The sequence below is a fragment of the Delftia sp. WSY_10 genome (assembly GCF_043104705.1).
GTDB classification, from domain to species: Bacteria; Pseudomonadota; Gammaproteobacteria; order Burkholderiales; family Burkholderiaceae_C; genus Comamonas; species Comamonas tsuruhatensis.
Map to the genome: position 1 here is coordinate 18,892 of NZ_JBICKY010000021.1, position 20,788 is coordinate 39,679.

Here is a 20,788-nt window from a genome sequence, read left to right on the forward strand (position 1 = left end):
GCGAAAGGACGGCATGACAGAGAACGCGGCGCCATCGGCGCGCCTGAGTCCATCGATTGCCATGGTCGCCGGAGAAACCTCTGGCGACCTGCTGGCGTCCTTGCTCCTGGGGGGGCTGCAGTCCCGCTGGCCAGAGGCCTCGGCCTTTGGCATCGGCGGGCTGCAGATGCAGCAGCGCGGCTTTGAAGCCTGGTGGTCCAGCGAGCGCTTGGCCGTGCATGGATACAGCTGGGAAGTGTTTCGCCGGCTGGCCGAGATTCTGAATATCCGACGCCAGCTGCGTCAGCGACTGCTCCAGCAGCGGCCGGCCGTCTTTGTTGGCATCGACGCGCCGGACTTCAACCTGGGGCTGGAAACCGATCTGCGTGCTGCGGGCATCAAGACCGTGCATTTCGTCTGTCCTTCGATCTGGGCCTGGCGTGCCGATCGCGTCGACAAGATCCGCCGCGCGGCCGATCATGTCCTGTGCATCTTCCCCTTTGAGCCCGAGTTGCTGGCCCGCCATGGCATAGACGCGACCTACGTGGGCCATCCCCTGGCCAGCGTGATTCCGCTGCAGCCCGACCGCGCCGCTGCACGCCGCCGGTTAGGGCTGCCCGAAGATGGTCTGGTGCTGGCCGTGCTGCCCGGCAGTCGGCGCTCTGAAATACGTTACCTGGCTGCCCGCTTCTTTCAGGCGGCAGCTTTGGTTCGGAAGGCGCTGCCAGCTATTAAAATAGTAGTGCCTGCTGTGCCTTCGCAATTCGACGAGCTGCAGCGCATTGCCGCGCAAGCCGGCATGGCTTCGTCGCTGCACATCGTGCGCGGCCAGTCCCATGACGCATTGGCAGCCTGTGACGTGACGCTGATAGCCAGCGGCACGGCCACGCTGGAAGCCGCCTTGTACAAGCGGCCCATGGTGATCGGCTACAACATGCACCCGTGGAGCTGGCGTCTGATGCGTGGCAAGCAACTGCAGCCCTGGGTGGGCCTGCCCAACATCCTGTGCGGCGATTTCGTCGTGCCCGAGCTGATCCAGGATGCGGCAACGCCCCAGGCGCTGAGCGCGGCCGTGCTGCAATGGCTGCAGGCCTGCGAGCATTCCCCTTCAACCGTCGAAGCGCTGGTACAGCGCTTCACAGCGCTGCACCATGAATTGCGGCGCGATACTGCCGAACTGGCCGCCCATGCGATCGAGAAAATCATTGCCCCCACTGCCGCCTGAACAGGCGTGCCTGCCCTGGCATCCGCCGGGGTTGGTTGCGGGCGTGGACGAAGCGGGCCGCGGCCCGTTGGCCGGCCCCGTGGTGGCCGCCGCTGTCATTCTTGACGATCTCCATCCCATCGAGGGCCTGAACGATTCCAAGAAGCTCACGGCTGCGCGCCGCGAGGCACTCTATGACGAGATCCGTGCCAAGGCGCTGTGCTGCAGCATTGCCGAGGCCTCGGTCGAAGAGATCGATCGCCTGAACATCCTGCAGGCCACGCTGCTGGCCATGCGCCGCGCGGTGCTGGGCCTGCGATTGAAGCCGGTACTGGTTCTGGTGGATGGCAACCAGTTGCCCGTGCTGGATGTGCAGGCCGAGGCCATCGTCAAGGGCGACGCCCTGGTGCAGTCCATCTCGGCGGCCTCCATTCTTGCCAAGGTCACGCGGGATCGGTGGTGCCAGCGCCTGCATGAGCAATACCCGGAATACGGCTTCGATGGCCACAAGGGCTATGGCACGGCGGCCCATCTTGCCGCGCTGCGCCTGCATGGCGCCTGCCAGGAGCACCGACGAACCTTCGCGCCCGTGGCCCATGTCGTGAGCATTGCCCGCAGGGCCGAGCCGCTGGCAGCCGCCCGCGTGGCCGCTGCGGCGCAGGGCGCGCAGGCCTTGCTGCTGTCGGCCTGAGCGCCTTCGCTTTCTGCGCCCGTGGCGCTGTTCTTCGCTGTTCTCTTTGCCCGGAAGCCTTGCCATGAGCCGACAACCTGCCGCTACATCGATCCAGTCCCGTGACAACGCCCTGGTCAAGGATTTGCGAAGGCTTGCCCAGGACAGCGGGGCCTATCGCAAACAAGGACGTGTCTGGCTGGAGGGGGACCATCTGTGCCGTGCTGCCCTGGCGCGCGGCATGCAGCCCGCCGTGGCCGTGGTGGCCGAGTCCTTCTGGCCTCAGGTGCCGCTGGAGTGGGTGCAGGGCGCAGGCAAGTGCGTGGTGCTGTCCGATGCCGTGTTTGCCGAGGTCAGCGGACTGGAGTCTCCGGCCCGCATCGGCTTTCTGATGGACTGGCAGGCGTCGGCGGCCGTGCGTGCCGGCGTGGCCACCGTGGTGCTCGACCGTGTGCAGGACGCAGGCAACGTGGGCTCCATTCTTCGCAGTGCGGCCGCTTTCGGCTTCGGCCAGATCGTGGCCTTGAAGGGCACGGCTGCGCTGTGGAGCCAGAAGGTGCTGCGCGCCGGAATGGGCGCGCATTTCGGGCTGCACCTGGTGGAGTCGGCATCACCCGAGGACCTGAATGCGCTTGGCTTGCCCCTGATCGTGACCAGCTCCCATCAAGGTGAACTGATCCAGAGCGCCGCTCTGCCCTGGCCGTGCGCCTGGGCCATGGGCCATGAAGGGCAGGGCGTTGGCGAGGCGCTGATGCAGCAGGCGGCGCAGCATGTGCGCATCGGCCAGCCGGGTGGTGAAGAGTCTCTGAACGTGGCTGCGGCAGCGGCGATATGCCTGCACGCAAGCAGCGTGAGTGCCGGCTCACGTCAAGGGTAATCCCGCCTCCTGTCAGGAGGCTGAAGCGCGACCAGCCTATAATGGGCGGCTTTCAAGCATTCCACAATACGCCTAGCGACGCTTCCTCGCCACCCCCTGCAGACAAGCTGTAAACCGCACGGACCCGTCCGTGCGGCACGCTGGGCGTAACCGTAATTAGAACCGGAGAACCCAGTGCTTTTGTCTCTCAAGGGAGCATTCCCATCCGCCATCCTGGCGCTCGCAGACGGCACGGTCTTTGTTGGCAACTCGATCGGTGCGCAAGGCACCACGGTTGGTGAAGTCGTTTTCAACACGGCAATCACCGGCTACCAGGAAATCCTCACCGACCCCAGCTACTGCCAGCAGATCGTGACGCTCACGTATCCGCACATCGGCAACTACGGCGTCAACGCAGAGGATGTCGAGGCTGGCAAGGTCCATGCGGCGGGCCTGATCATCAAGAACCTTCCGCTGCTGGCCAGCAACTTCCGCAAGTCCGAGACCCTGCCCGACTACCTGACGCGCAGCGGCACGGTGGCGATTGCCAACATCGACACGCGCAAGCTCACACGGCTGCTGCGCGACAAGGGCGCACAAAACGGCGCCATCGTCGGTTTGGCCGCTGGCGAAGAAGTGACCCAGGCGCGCATCGACGAGGCACTGGCTGCGGCCAAGGCGGCCCCCAGCATGAAGGGCCTGGATCTGGCCCAGGTGGTGAGCGCCGCCCAGCAGTACGAATGGACGGAAACCGAGTGGAAGCTGGGCGAAGGCTACGGCCAGCAGCAGGCCCCGCGTTTCCATGTGGTGGCCTATGACTTCGGCGTGAAGTTCAACATCCTGCGCATGCTGGCCGAGCGCGGCTGCAAGCTGACCGTGGTGCCGGCCAAGACGCCCGCCAAGGATGTGCTGGCACTCAACCCCGACGGCGTTTTCCTGTCCAACGGCCCTGGCGACCCGGAGCCCTGCGACTACGCCATTGCCGCGACCAAGGAACTGGTGGAGTCCGGCAAGCCCGTCTTCGGCATCTGCCTGGGTCATCAGATCATGGCCCTGGCCGCTGGCGCCAAGACCTTCAAGATGGCCAACAGCCACCACGGCGCCAACCACCCCGTCAAGGACCTGGACAACGGCCGCGTGAGCATCACCAGCCAGAACCACGGGTTTGCGGTGGAGATGGAATCGCTGCCCGACACGCTGCGCGCCACGCACATCAGCCTGTTCGACGGCACGCTGCAAGGCCTTGAGCACAAGGACAAGCCTGCGTTCTGCTTCCAGGGCCACCCCGAGGCCTCCCCCGGCCCGCACGATATCGCCTACCTGTTTGACCGCTTCACGGCGCTGATGGAGAAACACAAAAATGCCTAAGCGCACCGACCTCAAAAGCATTCTGATCATTGGCGCCGGTCCCATCGTCATCGGCCAGGCCTGCGAGTTTGACTACTCCGGCGTGCAGGCCTGCAAGGCGTTGCGCGAAGAGGGCTACAAGGTCATCCTGATCAACAGCAACCCTGCCACGATCATGACCGACCCGGCCACGGCCGACGTCACCTACATCGAGCCCATCACCTGGCAGACGGTCGAGAAGATCATCGCCAAGGAGCGTCCCGACGCCATCCTGCCGACCATGGGCGGCCAGACCGCGCTGAACTGCGCGCTGGACCTGTGGCGCAACGGCGTGCTGCACAAGTACAAGGTCGAGCTGATCGGCGCCACGCCCGAGGCCATCGACAAGGCCGAGGACCGCCTCAAGTTCAAGGATGCGATGACGCGCATCGGCCTGGGTTCGGCACGCTCGGGCATCGCCCATTCGATGGACGAAGCCTGGGCCGTGCAAAAGGAGATGGGCTTTCCCACCGTCATCCGCCCCAGCTTCACGCTGGGCGGCACGGGCGGCGGCATTGCCTACAACCCCGAAGAGTTCGAGACCATCTGCAAGCGCGGCCTGGAAGCGTCGCCGACCAATGAGCTGCTGATCGAGGAATCGCTGCTCGGCTGGAAGGAGTACGAGATGGAAGTCGTCCGCGACAAGGCGGACAACTGCATCATCATCTGCTCCATCGAGAACCTGGACCCCATGGGCGTGCACACCGGCGACTCGATCACCGTGGCGCCCGCGCAGACGCTGACCGACAAGGAATACCAGATCATGCGCAACGCCTCGCTGGCGGTGCTGCGCGAGATCGGTGTGGACACGGGTGGCTCCAACGTGCAGTTCTCGGTGAATCCGAAGGACGGTCGCATGATCGTCATCGAGATGAACCCGCGCGTGTCGCGCTCCTCGGCGCTGGCCTCCAAGGCCACGGGCTTCCCCATCGCCAAGGTCGCTGCCAAGCTGGCCGTGGGCTACACGCTGGACGAACTCAAGAACGACATCACGGGCGGCAAGACGCCTGCGTCGTTCGAGCCCTCGATCGACTACGTGGTCACCAAGATCCCGCGTTTCGCATTCGAGAAGTTCCCGGCTGCCGACAACCGCCTGACCACGCAGATGAAGTCCGTGGGCGAGGTCATGGCCATTGGCCGCACCTTCCAGGAATCCTTCCAGAAGGCTCTGCGCGGCCTGGAAGTCGGCGTGGACGGCATGAACGAAAAGACCCAGGACCGCGAGATCCTCGAAAAGGAACTCGGCGAACCAGGTCCGGACCGCATCTGGTATGTGGGTGACGCCTTTGCTGCCGGCTGGACGCTGGACGAAGTGCACAACATCACCAAGATCGACAAGTGGTTCCTCGTGCAGATCGAAGAGATCGTCAAGATCGAACTCGAACTGGACAAGGTCTACGAGGAAAAGGGCGATGCCGCGCTGGCTGCACTGGACGCCACCACGCTGCGCACGCTCAAGCAAAAGGGCTTCTCCGACCGCCGCCTTGCCAAGCTGCTGCACAGCACCGACAAGGCCGTGCGCGAGGCGCGCAAGGCACTGGGCGTGCGCCCCGTGTTCAAGCGCGTGGACACCTGCGCTGCCGAGTTCGCCACCGACACGGCCTACATGTACTCCACCTATGACGAGGAGTGCGAAGCCGAGCCGACGGACAAGAAAAAGATCATGGTGCTGGGCGGTGGCCCGAACCGCATCGGCCAGGGCATCGAGTTCGACTACTGCTGCGTGCATGCCGCGCTCGCCATGCGCGAGGACGGCTATGAAACCATCATGGTCAACTGCAACCCCGAAACCGTGTCCACCGACTACGACACCTCGGACCGTCTGTACTTCGAGCCGCTGACGCTGGAAGACGTGCTCGAAGTCGTGGCTGTCGAGAAGCCGGTCGGCGTCATCGTGCAGTACGGTGGCCAGACGCCCCTGAAGCTCGCCCTGGGCCTGGAAAAGGAAGGCGTGCCCATCATCGGCACCACGCCCGACATGATCGACGCGGCCGAAGACCGCGAGCGCTTCCAGAAGCTGCTGCATGAGCTGGGCCTGCGCCAGCCGCCCAATGCCACGGCCCGTACCGAGCCCGAAGCGCTGGAAAAGGCGGCCGGCCTGGGCTACCCCCTGGTCGTGCGTCCCAGCTATGTGCTGGGTGGCCGTGCCATGGAAATCGTGCATGAGCAGCGCGACCTGGAGCGCTACATGCGCGAAGCCGTCAAGGTCAGCAATGACTCGCCCGTGCTGCTGGACCACTTCCTGTCCAACGCCATCGAGTGCGATGTGGACTGCGTGCGTGACCGCGAAGGCGCCGTCTTCATCGGCGGCGTGATGGAGCACATCGAGCAGGCCGGCGTGCATTCGGGCGATTCCGCCTGCTCGCTGCCGCCTTACTACCTCAAGCCCGAGACCGTGGCCGAGATCAAGCGCCAGACGGCTGCCATGGCCAACGCGCTGAGCGTGATCGGCCTGATGAACGTGCAGTTCGCCATCAAGGAAACGGCCGATGGCGACGTGATCTACGTGCTGGAAGTCAATCCGCGTGCCTCGCGCACCGTGCCCTTCGTCTCCAAGGCCACGGGCATCCAGCTGGCCAAGGTGGCTGCGCGCTGCATGGCCGGCGACACGCTGGCCCAGCAAGGCATCACCAAGGAAGTCACGCCGCCGTACTTCAGCGTCAAGGAAGCCGTCTTCCCGTTCGTGAAGTTCCCGGGCGTGGACACCATCCTCGGCCCCGAGATGAAGTCCACCGGCGAAGTCATGGGCGTGGGCAAGACCTTTGGCGAAGCCTTCGTCAAGAGCCAGCTGGGCGCCGGCGTGGCACTGCCCACCCAGGGCAAGGTCTTCCTGACCGTGAAGAACGCCGACAAGCCGCGCGCCGTGGCCGTGGCCAAGGAACTGGCTGCCATGGGCTTCGTGCTGTGCGCCACGCGCGGCACGGCAGCGGCCATCTCCGAGGCAGGTATCGAAGTGCAGCTCGTCAACAAGGTGACCGAGGGCCGCCCCCACATCGTGGACATGATCAAGAACGGCGAGATCGCCATGGTCATCAACACGGTGGAAGAGCGCCGCAACGCCATCGCCGACTCGCGCGCCATCCGTACCAGCGCCCTGCTGGCGCGCGTGACCACCTTCACCACCATCTTCGGTGCCGAAGCCGCCGTCGAAGGCATGAAGTCCATGGGCAACATGGATGTGCACTCCGTCCAGGAGCTGCACGCCCAGCTGCAAACGGCCTGATCCTTCCGCGCTGCCGTCCCTCGTTTCTGACGAGGTGCAGCCGGCGGCACTGTCCGACAGTGCCGCCGGGTTTTCCCACCGAAGCTGGTGGTCAAACGCGGCATAATGGACCACATGACTTGATGAAACCGCCGCGCGGCAACGTGCGGCGGTTTGCTTTTGGGGCGCAGGCCCTGCCGCCATACTGCCGGCCCGCCTGTGCCAAAGAAGCCGCGCAACGCGCGGCGTTTGCTGCACATGGAGACTTTTCAATGGCCACCATTCCCATCACCAAGCGCGGAGCCGAGAAACTCAAGGACGAGCTGCACCGTCTGAAGACCGTGGAGCGTCCTGCCATCATCCAGGCCATCGCCGAGGCCCGTGCCCAGGGCGACCTGAGCGAAAACGCAGAGTACGAGGCCGCCAAGGACCGCCAAGGCTTCATCGAGGGCCGCATTGCCGAGGTAGAGAGCAAGCTGTCCGCAGCCCAGATCATCGATCCTTCCGCCGTGGATGCCGGCGGCCGCGTGGTCTTCGGTGCAACGGTTGAACTCGAAGACGAGGACAGCGGCGACACGGTCAAGTACCAGATCGTCGGCGAGGACGAAGCCGATCTCAAGCTGGGCCTGATCAACGTCTCCAGCCCCATCGCACGCGCGCTGATCGGCAAGGAAGAAGGCGATACCGCTGTCGTGCAGGCACCGGGCGGCGAGCGCCGCTATGAAGTGGTGTCGGTGCGCTACCTCTGATGCGTCGGTGCCTGTGCCTCGATCGTTGAGGAAGGCCTAAGCCCATGAGCAACCTGTACGAGCGCGTTCCCCTGCTGGCTGCTGCCCTGTGGTGGGGCAGCCTGTCGGCCATCGGCTTCATGGCCGTGCCCATGCTGTTCGCCCACTTGCCCACGCCGGCTGTCGCGGGCTTCATGGCTGCCAAGCTGTTTGCCGCGCAGACCTGGGTGTCCATCGCCTGCGCGGCCGTGCTGCTGGTCCTGTCCCGGCGCAGCAAGGAGTCGGTCCTGCAGCCCTGGGCCAAGGCCTGCCTGGGCTTTGTGATCGCAGGCATGCTGCTGGCATTTGTCGTCCAGTACGGCGTGTCGCCGCGCATCGTTGCACGCGACAACCTCAAACTGTGGCACAGCGTGGGCACGGTGATGTATGCGCTGCAGTGGCTGTGTGCGCTCGTCGTGCTGTGGCGCATAGGCCGTTCGTCTCAAGCGAACACCCGGGCCACGGCCTGATCCCGGTCCTGCCGGTTCGGCACCATGCCAAACAAAAACGCCCGCAAGCGCGGGCGTTTTTTTGTGGGTCGAGCTGCTCACTCGTGCCAGTGCTCGGCCACCCAGGTGGCAGGCCGGATATAGCGAAAGCGCCGATTGCGCCGGCCGGCCAACGCGTCAGGCGGGTTGCATTCGCCGTGGAAGATCACCACGCGCGCACCATCCGGCACGAAGGGCGGCTTCCAGTAGTTCGTCGGCCATGCGGGAATGCAGTGGTACTTGAAGCTGGGGCACCAAGCCTGCGGCCAGTACTTGAGCTTGCCCTGCTTGTGCAGCATGTCGGACAGATAGGCCTGCTCATTGCGAAAGTTGCGGCGTATCTCTTCGAAATGCGTGCGGAAGTAGTCCAGCACCTCGGGGTGGGCACCCAGCTCGAAGCGGTACACCGAGGAATTGCCCGTGATGCGCCACGGACGCTTGTAGTCGTGGATGATCAGGAACTCGCCGGGCTCGGTGAAAAAATCGTCCAGCGGCCCGGTGATGACCACGTCCACGTCAAGAAACAGCGCCGTGCCGCGCAGGCCGTGCAGGTCGGCACTGAAGGTGGCGAGCTTGTTCCAGCCGCGTTCCGGAATGCCCGCGGGCAGGTTCAGCGGAGGAATCGGCAGGCATTCGACCTCGTCGCGAATCCCCACGCCGTCATCGGTCAGGCAGACAAGGCGAAAATCGCCCTTCAGATGCCGACGCACCATGGCGTAGAGCCTGTTGACATACTCCGGACCGTACTTCTTGCCCCACTTCATGCAGATCACGAAGCGCTGCTGCGCAGAGGGGGAGGCGGAGGGCGGTTGCGCGGCCTGGGCCACGCTGGCGGCATGGGATGCTACGGTCATGGATGCGGCGGACTCAGTCTGCCTGACGCTTCTTGACCGACTTCTGCTTGGGCTTGGCGCGCTTGACCTGGCCACCTGCCGTCAGGCGCTGGTTGCCCAGCACGCGGATCTGCTTGACCTCGGGCTTCTGGCCCGAGCGCTTGCTGAACTTGAGCAGCTTGACATCGCGAGGGCCGGGCATGCGGTTCTCGTCGATGGCTTTTTCCTTTTCCGGCATGGGGCGCCAGAGCACCAGCAGCTTGCCGATGTGCTGAATGGGTGCAGCGCCAAGCTCGTCGCACAGCTGCAGATACATCTGCTCGCGTGCGGCGCGGTCGTCGTTGAAGACACGGACCTTGATCAGGCCATGTGCGTTAAGGCCGGCGTTGACCTCCTTTTGCACGGCAGCCGTCAGGCCGTCACCCCCGATGAGGACCACGGGGTCCAGGTGGTGTGCGTTGGCGCGGTGTTCCCGGCGCTCGGCGGGAGTCAATTGAATTTGGGGCATGGCCGTATTATCGAGGCTGAAAGAATCCAGCATGAAAGTCAACACAAAAAGCAAGAAGGTCAACAAGGCTTGGCTCAACAGCCACGTCAACGATCCTTACGTCAAGGCCGCCCAGAAGGACGGCTACCGCGCGCGCGCGGCCTACAAACTCAAGGAGATCGACGAGCAGCTCAAGCTCATCCGGCCGGGTGCCACGGTGGTGGACCTGGGCTGCGCACCCGGGGCTTGGAGCCAGTATGTGCGCCGTTGCCTGTCGCCCAACGGGGCGGCCGTCGGCGCTCTCAACGGCCGCATCATCTCGCTGGATCTGCTGCCCATGGAGCCCATTGAGGGCGTGCAGTACATCCAGGGCGATTTCCGCGAGGAGCCGGTTCTGGCCCAGCTCCAGGAGGCCCTGGGCGGGGGCAAGGCCGACGTGGTGGTCTCCGACATGGCTCCCAACCTGTCGGGCAACGGCACGACGGATGCGGCGCGCATTGCGCTGCTGGTCGAACTGGCGGTTGATTTTTCCATCCACCATATGAAACCTGAAGGCGCCTTGGTCGTGAAGCTCTTCCACGGCGGGGCCTACGATGACCTGGTTGCGCTGTTCCGGCAGACCTTCAAGGTGGTCAAGCCGATCAAGCCCAAGTCCTCGCGTGACAAGTCTTCGGAGACGTTTTTGGTGGGCATGGGGCTCAAGTAGGCCTGTGCAGCCGCCCGGCGCTGCCCTGACCCGGGTCAAGACCGTATTCAAGCTATGGCTGCTATAGAGGGATATAGGCGACCAGCCAGCTTGAAACACCTAAAATGGACCGCAAATACGCTTCGAGCACGCTGGAAGTCGTTTTATCTGTATCCCCCATTGGAGCCCCGCTTGAACAATCAGTGGTTTTCAAAAATTGCCGTCTGGCTGGTCATCGCCATGGTGCTGTTTACGGTGTTCAAGCAATTTGACACCCGTGGCGGCGCTGGCGCGTCCCATGTCGGTTACTCCGAGTTCCTGGAAGAGGTGCGAAGCAATCGCATCAAGAGCGCCACCATCCAGGAAAGCCCCGGCGGCACCGAGATCGTGGCCACGACCAACGATGACCGCAAGGTGCGCACCACCGCCACCTACCTGGATCGCGGGCTCGTGGGTGACCTGATCAACAACAACGTCAAGTTCGACGTCAAGCCCCGCGAAGAAGGCTCGGTCCTCATGACCCTGCTCGTCAGCTGGGGGCCCATGCTGCTGTTGATCGGCGTGTGGGTGTACTTCATGCGCCAGATGCAGGGCGGCGGCAAGGGCGGTGCCTTCAGCTTCGGCAAGAGCAAGGCCCGCATGCTGGACGAGAACAACAACACCGTGACCTTTGCCGACGTTGCAGGCTGCGACGAAGCCAAGGAAGAGGTCAAGGAAGTCGTGGACTTCCTCAAGGACCCCAACAAGTTCCAGAAGCTCGGCGGGCGCATTCCGCGCGGCCTGCTGCTGGTCGGTCCTCCGGGTACCGGCAAGACGCTGCTGGCCAAGTCCATCGCTGGTGAAGCCAAGGTTCCGTTCTTCAGCATCTCGGGCTCCGACTTCGTGGAAATGTTCGTCGGCGTGGGCGCGGCCCGCGTGCGCGACATGTTCGAGAACGCCAAGAAGAATGCACCCTGCATCATCTTCATCGATGAAATCGATGCCGTGGGCCGCCAGCGTGGCGCAGGCCTGGGCGGTGGTAACGATGAGCGTGAACAGACCCTGAACCAGATGCTGGTCGAGATGGACGGTTTTGAGACCAACCTCGGCGTGATCGTCGTGGCTGCAACCAACCGTCCCGACATCCTGGATGCGGCGCTGCTGCGCCCCGGCCGTTTCGACCGCCAAGTGTATGTGACGCTGCCCGACATCCGTGGCCGCGAGCAGATCCTCAATGTGCACATGCGCAAGATCCCTGTAGGCCAGGACGTGAACCCGGGCGTGATCGCGCGCGGCACGCCTGGCATGTCGGGCGCCGATCTGGCCAACCTCTGCAACGAAGCAGCCCTGATGGCCGCGCGCCGCAATGCGCGCACCGTCGAGATGCAGGACTTCGAGAAGGCCAAGGACAAGATCATCATGGGCCCCGAGCGCAAGAGCATGGTCATGCCCGAGGAAGAGCGCCGCAACACGGCCTACCACGAGGCAGGCCACGCGCTGATCGGTAAGCTGTTGCCCAAGTGCGATCCCGTGCACAAGGTCACCATCATCCCGCGCGGCCGTGCGCTGGGCGTGACCATGAGCCTGCCCGAGAAGGACCGCTACTCCTACGACAAGGAGTTCATGCTCAACCAGATCGCCATGCTGTTCGGTGGACGCATTGCCGAAGAAGTGTTCATGAACCAGATGACCACGGGCGCGAGCAACGACTTCGAGCGGGCCACGCAGATCGCACGCGACATGGTCACCCGCTACGGCATGACCGACGCGCTGGGTCCCATGGTCTATGCGGAACAGGAAGGCGAGCCTTTCCTGGGCCGCTCGATGAGCAAGACCAACAGCATGAGCGAGCAGACGATGCAGAAGGTGGACCAGGAGGTTCGCCGCATCATCGACGAGCAGTACGGACTGGCGCGCAAGCTGATCGAGGACAACTCCGACAAGATGCATGCCATGGCCAAGGCCATGCTCGACTGGGAAACCATCGACGCCGAGCAGCTCGATGACATCATGGCCGGCCGTGAGCCGCGTCCTCCCAAGGACTGGGTGCCGCGCAACCCGCCGTCGTCCGACGGTGGCAATTCGTCCGGCGGCACGCCGGCAGTGGATGCCGACCCTGCGCCCACCACGGCCTGAGCTGCTTGCCGCAGAATCGGTCAATCCCATGCAAAGGGCCCTGAGGGGCCCTTTTGCTTTGCTTGCAGGATGTGTTCAATTGCCCGCAACGGCCAGCGATGAACCCGGTCCGGCAGGCGCCTACCTTCAGGAAATCCCATGCCGCATCAATGGCAGACTTCGCGCTTTGTTCTAGACCTTCAGCGTCCACTGGTCATGGGCATCGTCAATGTGACGCCCGACTCGTTTTCCGACGGCGGGCGGCACAACACGGTGGAGCAGGCCTTGCGGCATGCAGAGCAACTGGTCAGTGAGGGCACGCACATCCTCGATATTGGCGGCGAGTCCACCAGGCCCGGCTCACCGGCTGTTCCGCTGGATGAGGAGTTGCGGCGCGTGCTGCCTGTTGTGCAGGGCGCAGTGCAACTGGGCGTGCCTGTCTCCGTCGATACCTACAAGCCCGAGGTCATGCAGGCCGTGCTCGATCTGGGGGCTGACATCGTCAACGACATCTGGGCGTTGCGCCAGCCGGGCGCGCAGCAGGTGGTGGCCGCGCACCCGAGCTGCGGCATCTGTCTCATGCACATGCATGGCACGCCGCAGGACATGCAGACCACGCCCATGCAAGGCGATGCCGTGCCCGCCGTGCGCGATTTCCTGCAGTTGCACAGCGATGCCCTGCTGGCCCGGGGCGTGGCGCGGGAGCGCATCGTCTGGGACTATGGCATCGGCTTCGGCAAAAGCGTGGCACAGAATTTTTCCCTGCTTGCACGCCAGCATGAATTGCTGGGCCTAGACTTCCCGCTGCTGGCCGGCTGGTCGCGCAAGGGCTCGCTCGGGCAGGTCAGTGGCCGTCCACAGGGCCAGCGCATGGTGCCCAGCGTGGCGGCGGCACTGCTGGCGGTGGAGCGTGGCGCGCGCGTGGTGCGCGTGCACGACGTGGCCGATACGGTGGCGGCATTGACGGTCTGGCAGACCATGCACGACAACGACTGAACAACAAAGGAGCACTATGGCACGCACATATTTTGGTACCGATGGAATTCGCGGCCTGGTGGGCCGTTCGCCCATCACCCCCGACTTCGCGCTGCGTCTGGCGCATGCCGTGGGCCGTGTGCTGCGGCGCAAGGAAGCCCGTCCCATGGTGCTGATCGGCAAGGACACGCGGATCTCGGGCTACATGCTGGAGAGCGCGCTGGAGTCCGGGTTCAACTCTGCCGGCGTGGACGTGATGCTGCTGGGCCCCCTGCCCACGCCGGGCGTGGCCTATCTGACGCGCGCCCAGCGCGCCAGCCTGGGCGTGGTCATCAGCGCCAGCCACAACCCTTATTACGACAACGGCATCAAGTTCTTCAGCGCACAGGGCACCAAGCTGCCCGATGCCTGGGAGGAAGAGGTCGAGCAGGCCTTGACCGAAGATCCCGTATGGGTCGACTCTGCCGCTCTGGGAAAGGCCCGGCGCCTTGAAGACGCGGCAGGGCGCTACATCGAGTTCTGCAAGAGCACCTTCGACCATGCGCTCACGCTCAAGGGTGTGAAGATCGTGGTCGATGCGGCCCATGGCGCGGCCTACCAGATCGCCCCCAAGGTCTTCCATGAACTGGGGGCCGATGTGGTGGCCATTGGCTGTGCGCCCGATGGACTGAACATCAACGAAGGCGTGGGTGCCACCCATCCCGAGGCCCTGGTGCTGGCCGTGCGAGCGAACAAGGCCGACTTCGGTGTGGCGCTGGATGGTGATGCCGACCGGCTGCTGCTGGTCGATGCGGCAGGCCGGCTCTACAACGGCGACGAACTGCTGTACCTGATGGCGGCCGATCGGCTGGCGCGTGGCGAGGCCGTGCCGGGCGCCGTGGGCACACTGATGACCAATATGGCCGTGGAGGTGGCGCTGAAGTCCCAGGGTGTGGGCTTTGTGCGCGCCAAGGTCGGCGACCGCTATGTGCTGGAGGAGCTGCACCGCCAGGGCTGGACCCTGGGGGGCGAGGGCTCGGGCCATCTGCTGGCGCTGGACAAGCACACCACGGGCGATGGCCTGGTCAGCGCGCTGCAGGTGCTGCAGGCCTGCGTGCGTTCGGGCAAGAGCCTGTCGCAGTGGCTGTCTTCGGTCCAGCTGTTTCCCCAGGTATTGCTCAACGTGCGGCTGCAGCCGGGCCAGGACTGGAAGCGCAACACCCAGCTGGAGGAAGCCACCGAGGCCGTCAAGGCCGAATTGGGTGATACGGGGCGCGTGCTTATCCGCGCCAGCGGCACCGAGCCTTTGCTGCGCGTGATGGTGGAGGCACGCGATGGCGACCAGGCCAGCCGCTGCGCCGAGCGCCTGGCCAGCGTGGCGAAGAATTCACCCATGCCCTGAGCGGCGGGCGGCACGTTCCCGGCCATGGAAAGCCGAAGCTGCAGGCTTCGGCTTTTTCGTCTGCAGACCGTGGCGCGGTGAGCTGTTCAGCCCTGGCTGCGCAGAAAGGCCTCCAGCGCCTGGGGCGGCAGCGGGCGGCTGAAATGGTAGCCCTGGGCTTCATCGCAGCCCTGCTCGCGCAGGAACTGCAGCTGCGCCTCCGTTTCCACGCCTTCGGCCGTGGTCTGCATGCCCAGGGCCTGGGCCATGCGGATGATGGCGCTGACAATGGCGCGGTCATTGCTGTCGTGGTCCAGGTCCTGGATGAAGGACTGGTCGATCTTGAGTTTGTAGATCTGAAAGCGCTTGAGCTGGCTCAGGGATGAATAGCCGGTGCCGAAGTCATCCATGGCCAGGCGCACGCCATGCTCGCGCAGCCGGTCCATGGTGGCCGTGGCCTGGCGCGGATCATGGATGGCCACGCCCTCGGTCAGCTCCAGCTCCAGAGAATCGGCCGGCAGGTCGCTGTCGAGCAGGATGCGGTTGATGATTTCGGGCAGTTGCTGCTGGTGGAACTGGATGGCCGACAGGTTCACGGCCACCTTCAGGTCCCGCAGCCCCGCATTGCGCCAGGCCTGCAGTTGCTGCATGGCGCTGCGCAGCACCCATTCGCCGATCTGCAGGATCTGGCCGCTATCCTCGGCGACGGGGATGAACTCCGCGGGCGAAACCGAGCCCAGCTCGGGATGCTCCCATCGCAGCAGTGCCTCCACGCTGCGCACGCGTCCGGTGCTCAGGGTGATCTGCGGCTGGTAATGCAGATACAGCTGATTGCGTTCCAGCGCCCGCCGCAAGGCGTTCTCCAGCTGCAGGGCGCGCAGGGACTGGGCCTGCATCTGCGGAGTGAAGAAGCGGTAGGTGTTGCGGCCGGCCTGCTTGGCGTGGTACATGGCCGCATCGGCGGCCTGTGTCAGCGAGTCGATGTCGTGGCCGTCGCGCGGGTACAGCGCGATGCCCATGGACGGCGCAATGGTCAGTTCGTGGCGGTCGATCTGGTAGGCCTGGCGCGACGCCTCCTGCAGCTTGCCTGCCACGCGGGCCGCACCCTGGGCATTGGCGCCGGGCAGCAGCAGCACAAATTCGTCGCCGCCGATGCGGGCCACCGTATCGCGGTCACGCACGACGGCACGCAGGCGGCGGGCAATCTCCACCAGCAGGGCATCGCCCACGCGATGGCCCAGCGAATCATTGACATGCTTGAAATGGTCCAGGTCCAGGAACATCACGGCCAGCGGCGTGTCGTTGACCTTGGCCAGCTCGATGGCGCGGGCGCTGCGCTCGGCCAGCAGCGTGCGGTTGGGCAGGCCGGTGAGCGCGTCGTAGTGCGCCATCCAGTAGATGCGTTCCTGGTCCAGCTTGCGGTCGGCGATCTCGCGGTGCAGGTTCTCCACCGTGGCGCTGAGTTCGCGTGTGCGGTCGCGCACCTGCTGCTCCAGCAGTTCGTGGGCCTGGCTCAGGGCCTGCTGGGCGCGCAGACGGTCGTCGATGTCGCTGACGATCCAGATGGAGCCTTCGCGTGCATCGCCCGGATTGATGAGCCGGCCCGTCAGTTCACCCCAGAACAGGCTGCCATCCTTGCGGCGCAGGCGGCGCTGCGTGCGAAAGGACAGGCCCGCGCTCAGCGTGCGATAGGCCTCGCGCCCCAGGCTGCGCAGCTCGTCGCGGCTGGGGTGCAGGTGCTCGCTGTTGATGCCGACCAGCGCATGCTCGCCCGCGTAGCCGAAGATGTCGGCATAGCACTGGTTGCATCGGACGATGACGCGCTGGCGGATGAAGACGATGCCCACGCCGGCATTGTCGAGCAGTGCCTGCTGCTCGCGCAGGCTGCGCTGCAGCGACGCCGCCATCATCGAAGACGGACGTTCGAGTACAGGGTCGTACGCAATCGTCGGCGCGGACATGGCGAAGCGTTAGGGCGGTGGTAAAGGGATGAGGGGGAACTTACAAAGTGTAGCACTTGCGCGCAAAACAGCATTTTGTCGTTCCCTGGCGAGGGCAGGGCCTTGGTTTTCAGGTGCCGGTGGACTGTCGTTGCCGGCCCTTGGCCTGCGCATCGAGCTTGTGGGCCAATTCATAGAGCACGCCATGGCGCAGGGCTCCGTGCGTGACGCGCATGCGCTCGATGCCCAGGCTGGAGAAGATGCCCCGCATCACGCTCATGCCGCCGCCGATCATGGGGCGCAGCTCTTCCTTGAGTCCGTCCATGTTCACACGGTCGACATGGCCTGCGCGCAGCAACTGCGCATGCAGCCAGTCCAGTCCCTGCCGCGTGATCCAGCCGGCCGTGCCCCCGGGCGCATGGGCCAGGACCTTGACAATGGCACCGGCCGTGCCCGAGGAGCCATAGGCATGGCTCCATTGCCCGGCAGCGAAAAGTCCTGCTTCGGGCGCAATGATGTCGGCCACGGCTGCTTCGGCCTGGGACAGGGCCTGGGCCGACAGCTCGCCATCGGGGAAGTGGCGCAAGGCCCAGGTCACGCTGCCGAAGGCGAAGGAGCGTGCCTGCAGTACTTGCCGCTGCTGACCCAGGCACAGCTCGGTCGAGCGGCCGCCGATGTCCACCACCAGCCTCCGCTGGGCGCCGGGCGGCAGCAACTGGGCGACGCCGCGATAAATCAGGCGTGCTTCCTCCTCGCCGTCAATGACCTCGATGGGGCAGCCCAGGATGCGCTGGCCTTCGTCCAGGAAGATCTGGCGATTCGATGCCTCTCTCAGCGTCTGCGTGGCCACTGCACGTACGCGGTGGCGGGGCAGATCACCCAGCACCTGCGCATAGCGCTCCAGGCAGGCCCAGCCGCGCTGCATGGCCTCCAGGCTCAAGGCGCCCTGGGCGTCGAGGGCGCTGCCCAGGCGTATGGCTTCCTTGCGATGGCTGAGCAGCTGTACCTTTGCGCCGTCGCTGCGGGCCATGGCCAGCAGGCAGCTGTTGGAGCCAATGTCGATGGCGGCCAGGCGGCTTTCGGGGGGATTGGAAGAGGACATGCGCGAAAGGCGGACGACGGCACGGCTGCGGCAGGTTTGCAGCAGCCAACGGCATCCAGGGGAAGGCAGCTAGCTTAGCACCCCGGCGATCTCGCGTCGCTCTCGTGCCGTTGTGACTGGGTCATGACTTTTGCGTGACGGTTTCTGCGCCGTTGCTTGCGCCTGACTTGGCTTGTATGACAGATGTCATGAACAGAGGAATGCATGTCATGAACATGTCACAAATCCGGGGCAGACTGCCCGAATCCCCGGCTAGCGGGGTGACTACCGGGTCCTGCCCAGGCCGGGCCCCTGCATCCATGCCCCAGACATTCACGCCGATTCCCGGTGGCGCCTCTGCCGCACCTGCCGAACCAGAACATGAACAGGGAGCGCGTGCCGTGCCCGCAGGGCCGGCTTCGCTGGGCATGGCCCGCCAGACAGCTCCCATACCCGTCTCTGCACCCCTGAATGTCCCGATGATGCCTCTGGCGAAAAGCCTCTCCACCGCCTTGTCGGAGCTGCAGGGCCAGGCCATTGCGGCTTCTGCCTCTGCTTCTTCTGCAAGGCTTCCCGCCCCCGAATACACTGGACTGCACGCCACAGCCGAAAGCGGTGAAGTGCAAGAGCAGCAGCAACAGTTTCTTGACCGTGACCATTGCATCCTGGCCTTCAATGAGCGCGTGCTGGACTGGGCCGTGCGTGAAGATGTGCCGCTGCTGGAGCGTTTGCGCTATCTGTGCATCGTCTCCTCGAATCTCGACGAATGGTTCGAGGTGCGTTGCGCCCCGCATGTGACGGCCGCCAAGGCCGGCGACGCCAAGGGCCTGTACACCCTGCAGAGCTTCCGCTCGCTGATGGACAAGGCGCATGAGCTGGTATTGCGCCAATACACGCTGTACAACCAGTCGCTGATTCCCGCCTTTGCGGGGCAGGGCATACGCGTGGTATCCCATGGCGAGCGCAGCAGCGCCCAGCGCAAATGGGTGCGCGAGTACTTCCTGCGCGAAGTCCAGCCGCTGCTCATGCCCGTGGGCCTGGACCCCTCCCATCCATTCCCCCAGGTGGCCAACAAGGCGCTGAACTTCATCGTGCGCCTCAAAGGTGTCGATGCCTTTGGCCGTGCCAACGAGGTGGCCATCGTCAAGGTGCCGCGTGTCTTGCCGCGCCTAGTGCGCCTGCCCGAGAAGATCGCGGGCAAGCAGCGCCTGTTCGTGAGCATCTCCAGCATCGTGCGTGCTCATCTCGTCGAGTTGTTCCCGGGGCGTGAGGTGGCGGAGTTTGCGCAATTCCGTGTCACGCGCCATTCGGACCTGGCAGTGGATGAGGAAGACGTCAGCGACCTGCGCACGGCCCTGCGCCAGGGTCTGCACCATCGCCACTACGGCCAGGCGGTGAGGCTGGAGGTGTCCTTTGCCTGCTCGCCCATGCTGTCCGACCTGCTGCTGGGCCAGTTCGGCCTGCCGACCGAGGCACTGTTCCGCGTCAAGGGGCCCGTGAACCTGGTGCGCCAGTCGCAGCTGGTGGATCTGGTCGATGACCCCGCGCTGCTGTTTCCGCCTTGGCGTCCGGCATGGCCGCGCCAGCTGCAGCCGGGCCGCTCGGTGATGGCCCAGATCCGCAAGCGTGATGTGCTGATCCACCAGCCCTTCGAGAGCTTCGACGGCGTGCTGGAGCTGCTGCGCGAAGCCGTCAATGACCCTGAGGTGCTGGCCATCAAGCAGACCATCTACCGCACGGGGTCGGACTCCGAGATCATGCAGCTGCTGGCCGAGGCGGTTCGCCGCGGCAAGGAAGTGCTGGCCGTGCTGGAACTCAAGGCCCGCTTTGACGAAGAGGCCAACATCAACTCCGCCGAGAAGCTGGAGGCCTTGGGCGCCCAGGTGGTCTACGGCGTGCTGGGCCTGAAGACGCACGCCAAGATGCTGCTGATTACCCGGCGCGAAAAGCGCAGCGGTCAGCTCAAGCGCTATGGGCACCTGTCCACCGGCAATTACAACGTGCGCACGGCGCGCCTGTACACGGACATCAGCCAACTGACCTGCGATGCACAGATCACGGCCGATATGGATGCCGTATTCAGCCACCTGTCCAGCCACAACCGCTTGCCCAAGCTGCACCAGCTTGTGATTGCACCGTTCCAACTGCACGATCGCATGCTGGCGCTGATTGCCCAGGTGGGCGAGGCCGCACAGCGCGGCGAAGAGGCGCGGATTGTGCTGAAGATGAATGCGCTGACTGACGAACTGCTCATGCAGGCCCTGGTGCGTGCCGGTCAGCAGGGCGCACGCATCGATCTCATCGTGCGCAGCGCCTGCATGCTGCCGCCGCAGCGCAAGGGCTGGACGGACAACATCCGCGTGCGCTCCATCATCGGCCGCTTCCTGGAGCATTCGCGCGTCTTCTACTTCGCCTGGGGCAATCAGCAGGAGTTGCTGCTGTCCAGTGCGGACTGGATGAACCGCAACATGATGCGCCGGGTGGAGCTGGCCTGGCCTGTGCGCGATCCGGCGTTGCGCCAGCAGGTGATAGACGAATGTCTTGTCGCCAGCCTGCATGACAACCGCGACGCCTGGACGCTGGAAGCCAATGGCGCCTACCAGCGCGCACCCTATCCGACCACGGGCCTGGGGGCGCAGAACGCCTTGATGGAGCGTTACGGCCCTCGGGTCTGAGCCGTATCCTGTCAGGGCGCCGCGCGCCTGCCCTGTGCAATCGAAAAGCCCCGCCAACGCATTGCGCTGGCAGGGCTTTTTGCTTGTCGCTGCGGCAGCCGGAGAC

The 20,788-nt window shown here is 64.8% G+C and carries 16 protein-coding genes; 12 read left to right on the forward strand and 4 right to left on the reverse strand.

The window, feature by feature from the left end; all coding sequences use genetic code 11:
- Positions 1-13 precede the first annotated feature (13 nt).
- The 7 genes from lpxB (at position 14) to ACF8ML_RS11225 (ending at position 8,534) form a co-directional block, all read left to right on the forward strand.
- Positions 14-1,204, forward strand: a complete 1,191-nt coding sequence (gene lpxB / locus ACF8ML_RS11195; RefSeq protein ID WP_016447478.1) for a lipid-A-disaccharide synthase — start codon at positions 14-16, stop codon at positions 1,202-1,204.
- Positions 1,167-1,874 carry a ribonuclease HII gene (gene rnhB, locus ACF8ML_RS11200; RefSeq protein ID WP_016447477.1) on the forward strand — a complete coding sequence of 236 codons (708 nt, stop codon included), beginning with the start codon at positions 1,167-1,169 and terminating at the stop codon, positions 1,872-1,874. The genes lpxB and rnhB overlap by 38 nt, the downstream gene beginning before the upstream one ends.
- A gap of 64 nt (positions 1,875-1,938) precedes the next feature.
- Positions 1,939-2,730 carry an RNA methyltransferase gene (locus ACF8ML_RS11205; RefSeq protein ID WP_026062159.1) on the forward strand — a complete coding sequence of 264 codons (792 nt, stop codon included), beginning with the start codon at positions 1,939-1,941 and terminating at the stop codon, positions 2,728-2,730.
- A 174-nt stretch (positions 2,731-2,904) separates the two neighbouring features.
- Positions 2,905-4,077 (forward strand): glutamine-hydrolyzing carbamoyl-phosphate synthase small subunit, encoded by a 1,173-nt coding sequence (gene carA, locus ACF8ML_RS11210; protein WP_016447475.1) that lies wholly within the window; start codon positions 2,905-2,907, stop codon positions 4,075-4,077.
- Positions 4,070-7,318 carry a carbamoyl-phosphate synthase large subunit gene (carB, locus tag ACF8ML_RS11215; RefSeq protein ID WP_047326726.1) on the forward strand — a complete coding sequence of 1,083 codons (3,249 nt, stop codon included), beginning with the start codon at positions 4,070-4,072 and terminating at the stop codon, positions 7,316-7,318. Before carA ends, carB begins: the two co-directional genes overlap by 8 nt.
- A gap of 251 nt (positions 7,319-7,569) precedes the next feature.
- Positions 7,570-8,046, forward strand: coding sequence for a transcription elongation factor GreA (greA, locus tag ACF8ML_RS11220; RefSeq protein ID WP_047326727.1), 477 nt, complete (start codon positions 7,570-7,572; stop codon positions 8,044-8,046).
- 44 nt (positions 8,047-8,090) lie between these two features.
- Entirely contained in the window at positions 8,091-8,534 is a 444-nt protein-coding gene (locus tag ACF8ML_RS11225) for a DUF4149 domain-containing protein (protein WP_016447472.1), read from the forward strand.
- A gap of 77 nt (positions 8,535-8,611) precedes the next feature.
- On the opposite strand, the gene ACF8ML_RS11230 is transcribed toward ACF8ML_RS11225, so the two are convergent.
- Together ACF8ML_RS11230 and ACF8ML_RS11235 are read right to left on the reverse strand one after the other, a co-directional pair.
- Positions 8,612-9,406, reverse strand: coding sequence for a hypothetical protein (locus tag ACF8ML_RS11230; protein ID WP_016447471.1), 795 nt, complete (start codon positions 9,404-9,406; stop codon positions 8,612-8,614).
- Positions 9,407-9,419: 13 nt separating this feature from the next.
- Positions 9,420-9,893, reverse strand: coding sequence for a YhbY family RNA-binding protein (locus tag ACF8ML_RS11235; RefSeq protein WP_012206726.1), 474 nt, complete (start codon positions 9,891-9,893; stop codon positions 9,420-9,422).
- Positions 9,894-9,924: 31 nt separating this feature from the next.
- Here ACF8ML_RS11235 and ACF8ML_RS11240 point away from each other — a divergent pair, with 31 nt between their 5' ends.
- From ACF8ML_RS11240 to glmM, 4 genes are all read left to right on the forward strand, one after another.
- On the forward strand, positions 9,925-10,578 hold the full coding sequence (locus ACF8ML_RS11240; protein ID WP_016447470.1) for an RlmE family RNA methyltransferase: 654 nt from the start codon (positions 9,925-9,927) through the stop codon (positions 10,576-10,578).
- Positions 10,579-10,749: 171 nt separating this feature from the next.
- Positions 10,750-12,672 (forward strand): ATP-dependent zinc metalloprotease FtsH, encoded by a 1,923-nt coding sequence (gene ftsH, locus ACF8ML_RS11245; RefSeq protein WP_016447469.1) that lies wholly within the window; start codon positions 10,750-10,752, stop codon positions 12,670-12,672.
- Positions 12,673-12,810: 138 nt separating this feature from the next.
- Positions 12,811-13,647 (forward strand): dihydropteroate synthase, encoded by an 837-nt coding sequence (gene folP, locus ACF8ML_RS11250; protein ID WP_047326734.1) that lies wholly within the window; start codon positions 12,811-12,813, stop codon positions 13,645-13,647.
- A 16-nt stretch (positions 13,648-13,663) separates the two neighbouring features.
- Entirely contained in the window at positions 13,664-15,007 is a 1,344-nt protein-coding gene (glmM, locus tag ACF8ML_RS11255; RefSeq protein WP_016447467.1) for a phosphoglucosamine mutase, read from the forward strand.
- Between the two features lie 86 nt (positions 15,008-15,093).
- On the opposite strand, the gene ACF8ML_RS11260 is transcribed toward glmM, so the two are convergent.
- Together ACF8ML_RS11260 and ACF8ML_RS11265 are read right to left on the reverse strand one after the other, a co-directional pair.
- Complete coding sequence (locus tag ACF8ML_RS11260; protein ID WP_016451338.1) at positions 15,094-16,947, reverse strand: EAL domain-containing protein; 1,854 nt, start codon at positions 16,945-16,947, stop codon at positions 15,094-15,096.
- A gap of 109 nt (positions 16,948-17,056) precedes the next feature.
- Complete coding sequence (locus ACF8ML_RS11265) at positions 17,057-18,028, reverse strand: Ppx/GppA family phosphatase (RefSeq protein WP_016447465.1); 972 nt, start codon at positions 18,026-18,028, stop codon at positions 17,057-17,059.
- A gap of 209 nt (positions 18,029-18,237) precedes the next feature.
- Here ACF8ML_RS11265 and ppk1 point away from each other — a divergent pair, with 209 nt between their 5' ends.
- Complete coding sequence (gene ppk1, locus ACF8ML_RS11270; protein WP_047326762.1) at positions 18,238-20,682, forward strand: polyphosphate kinase 1; 2,445 nt, start codon at positions 18,238-18,240, stop codon at positions 20,680-20,682.
- The last annotated feature ends 106 nt before the right edge of the window (positions 20,683-20,788 follow it).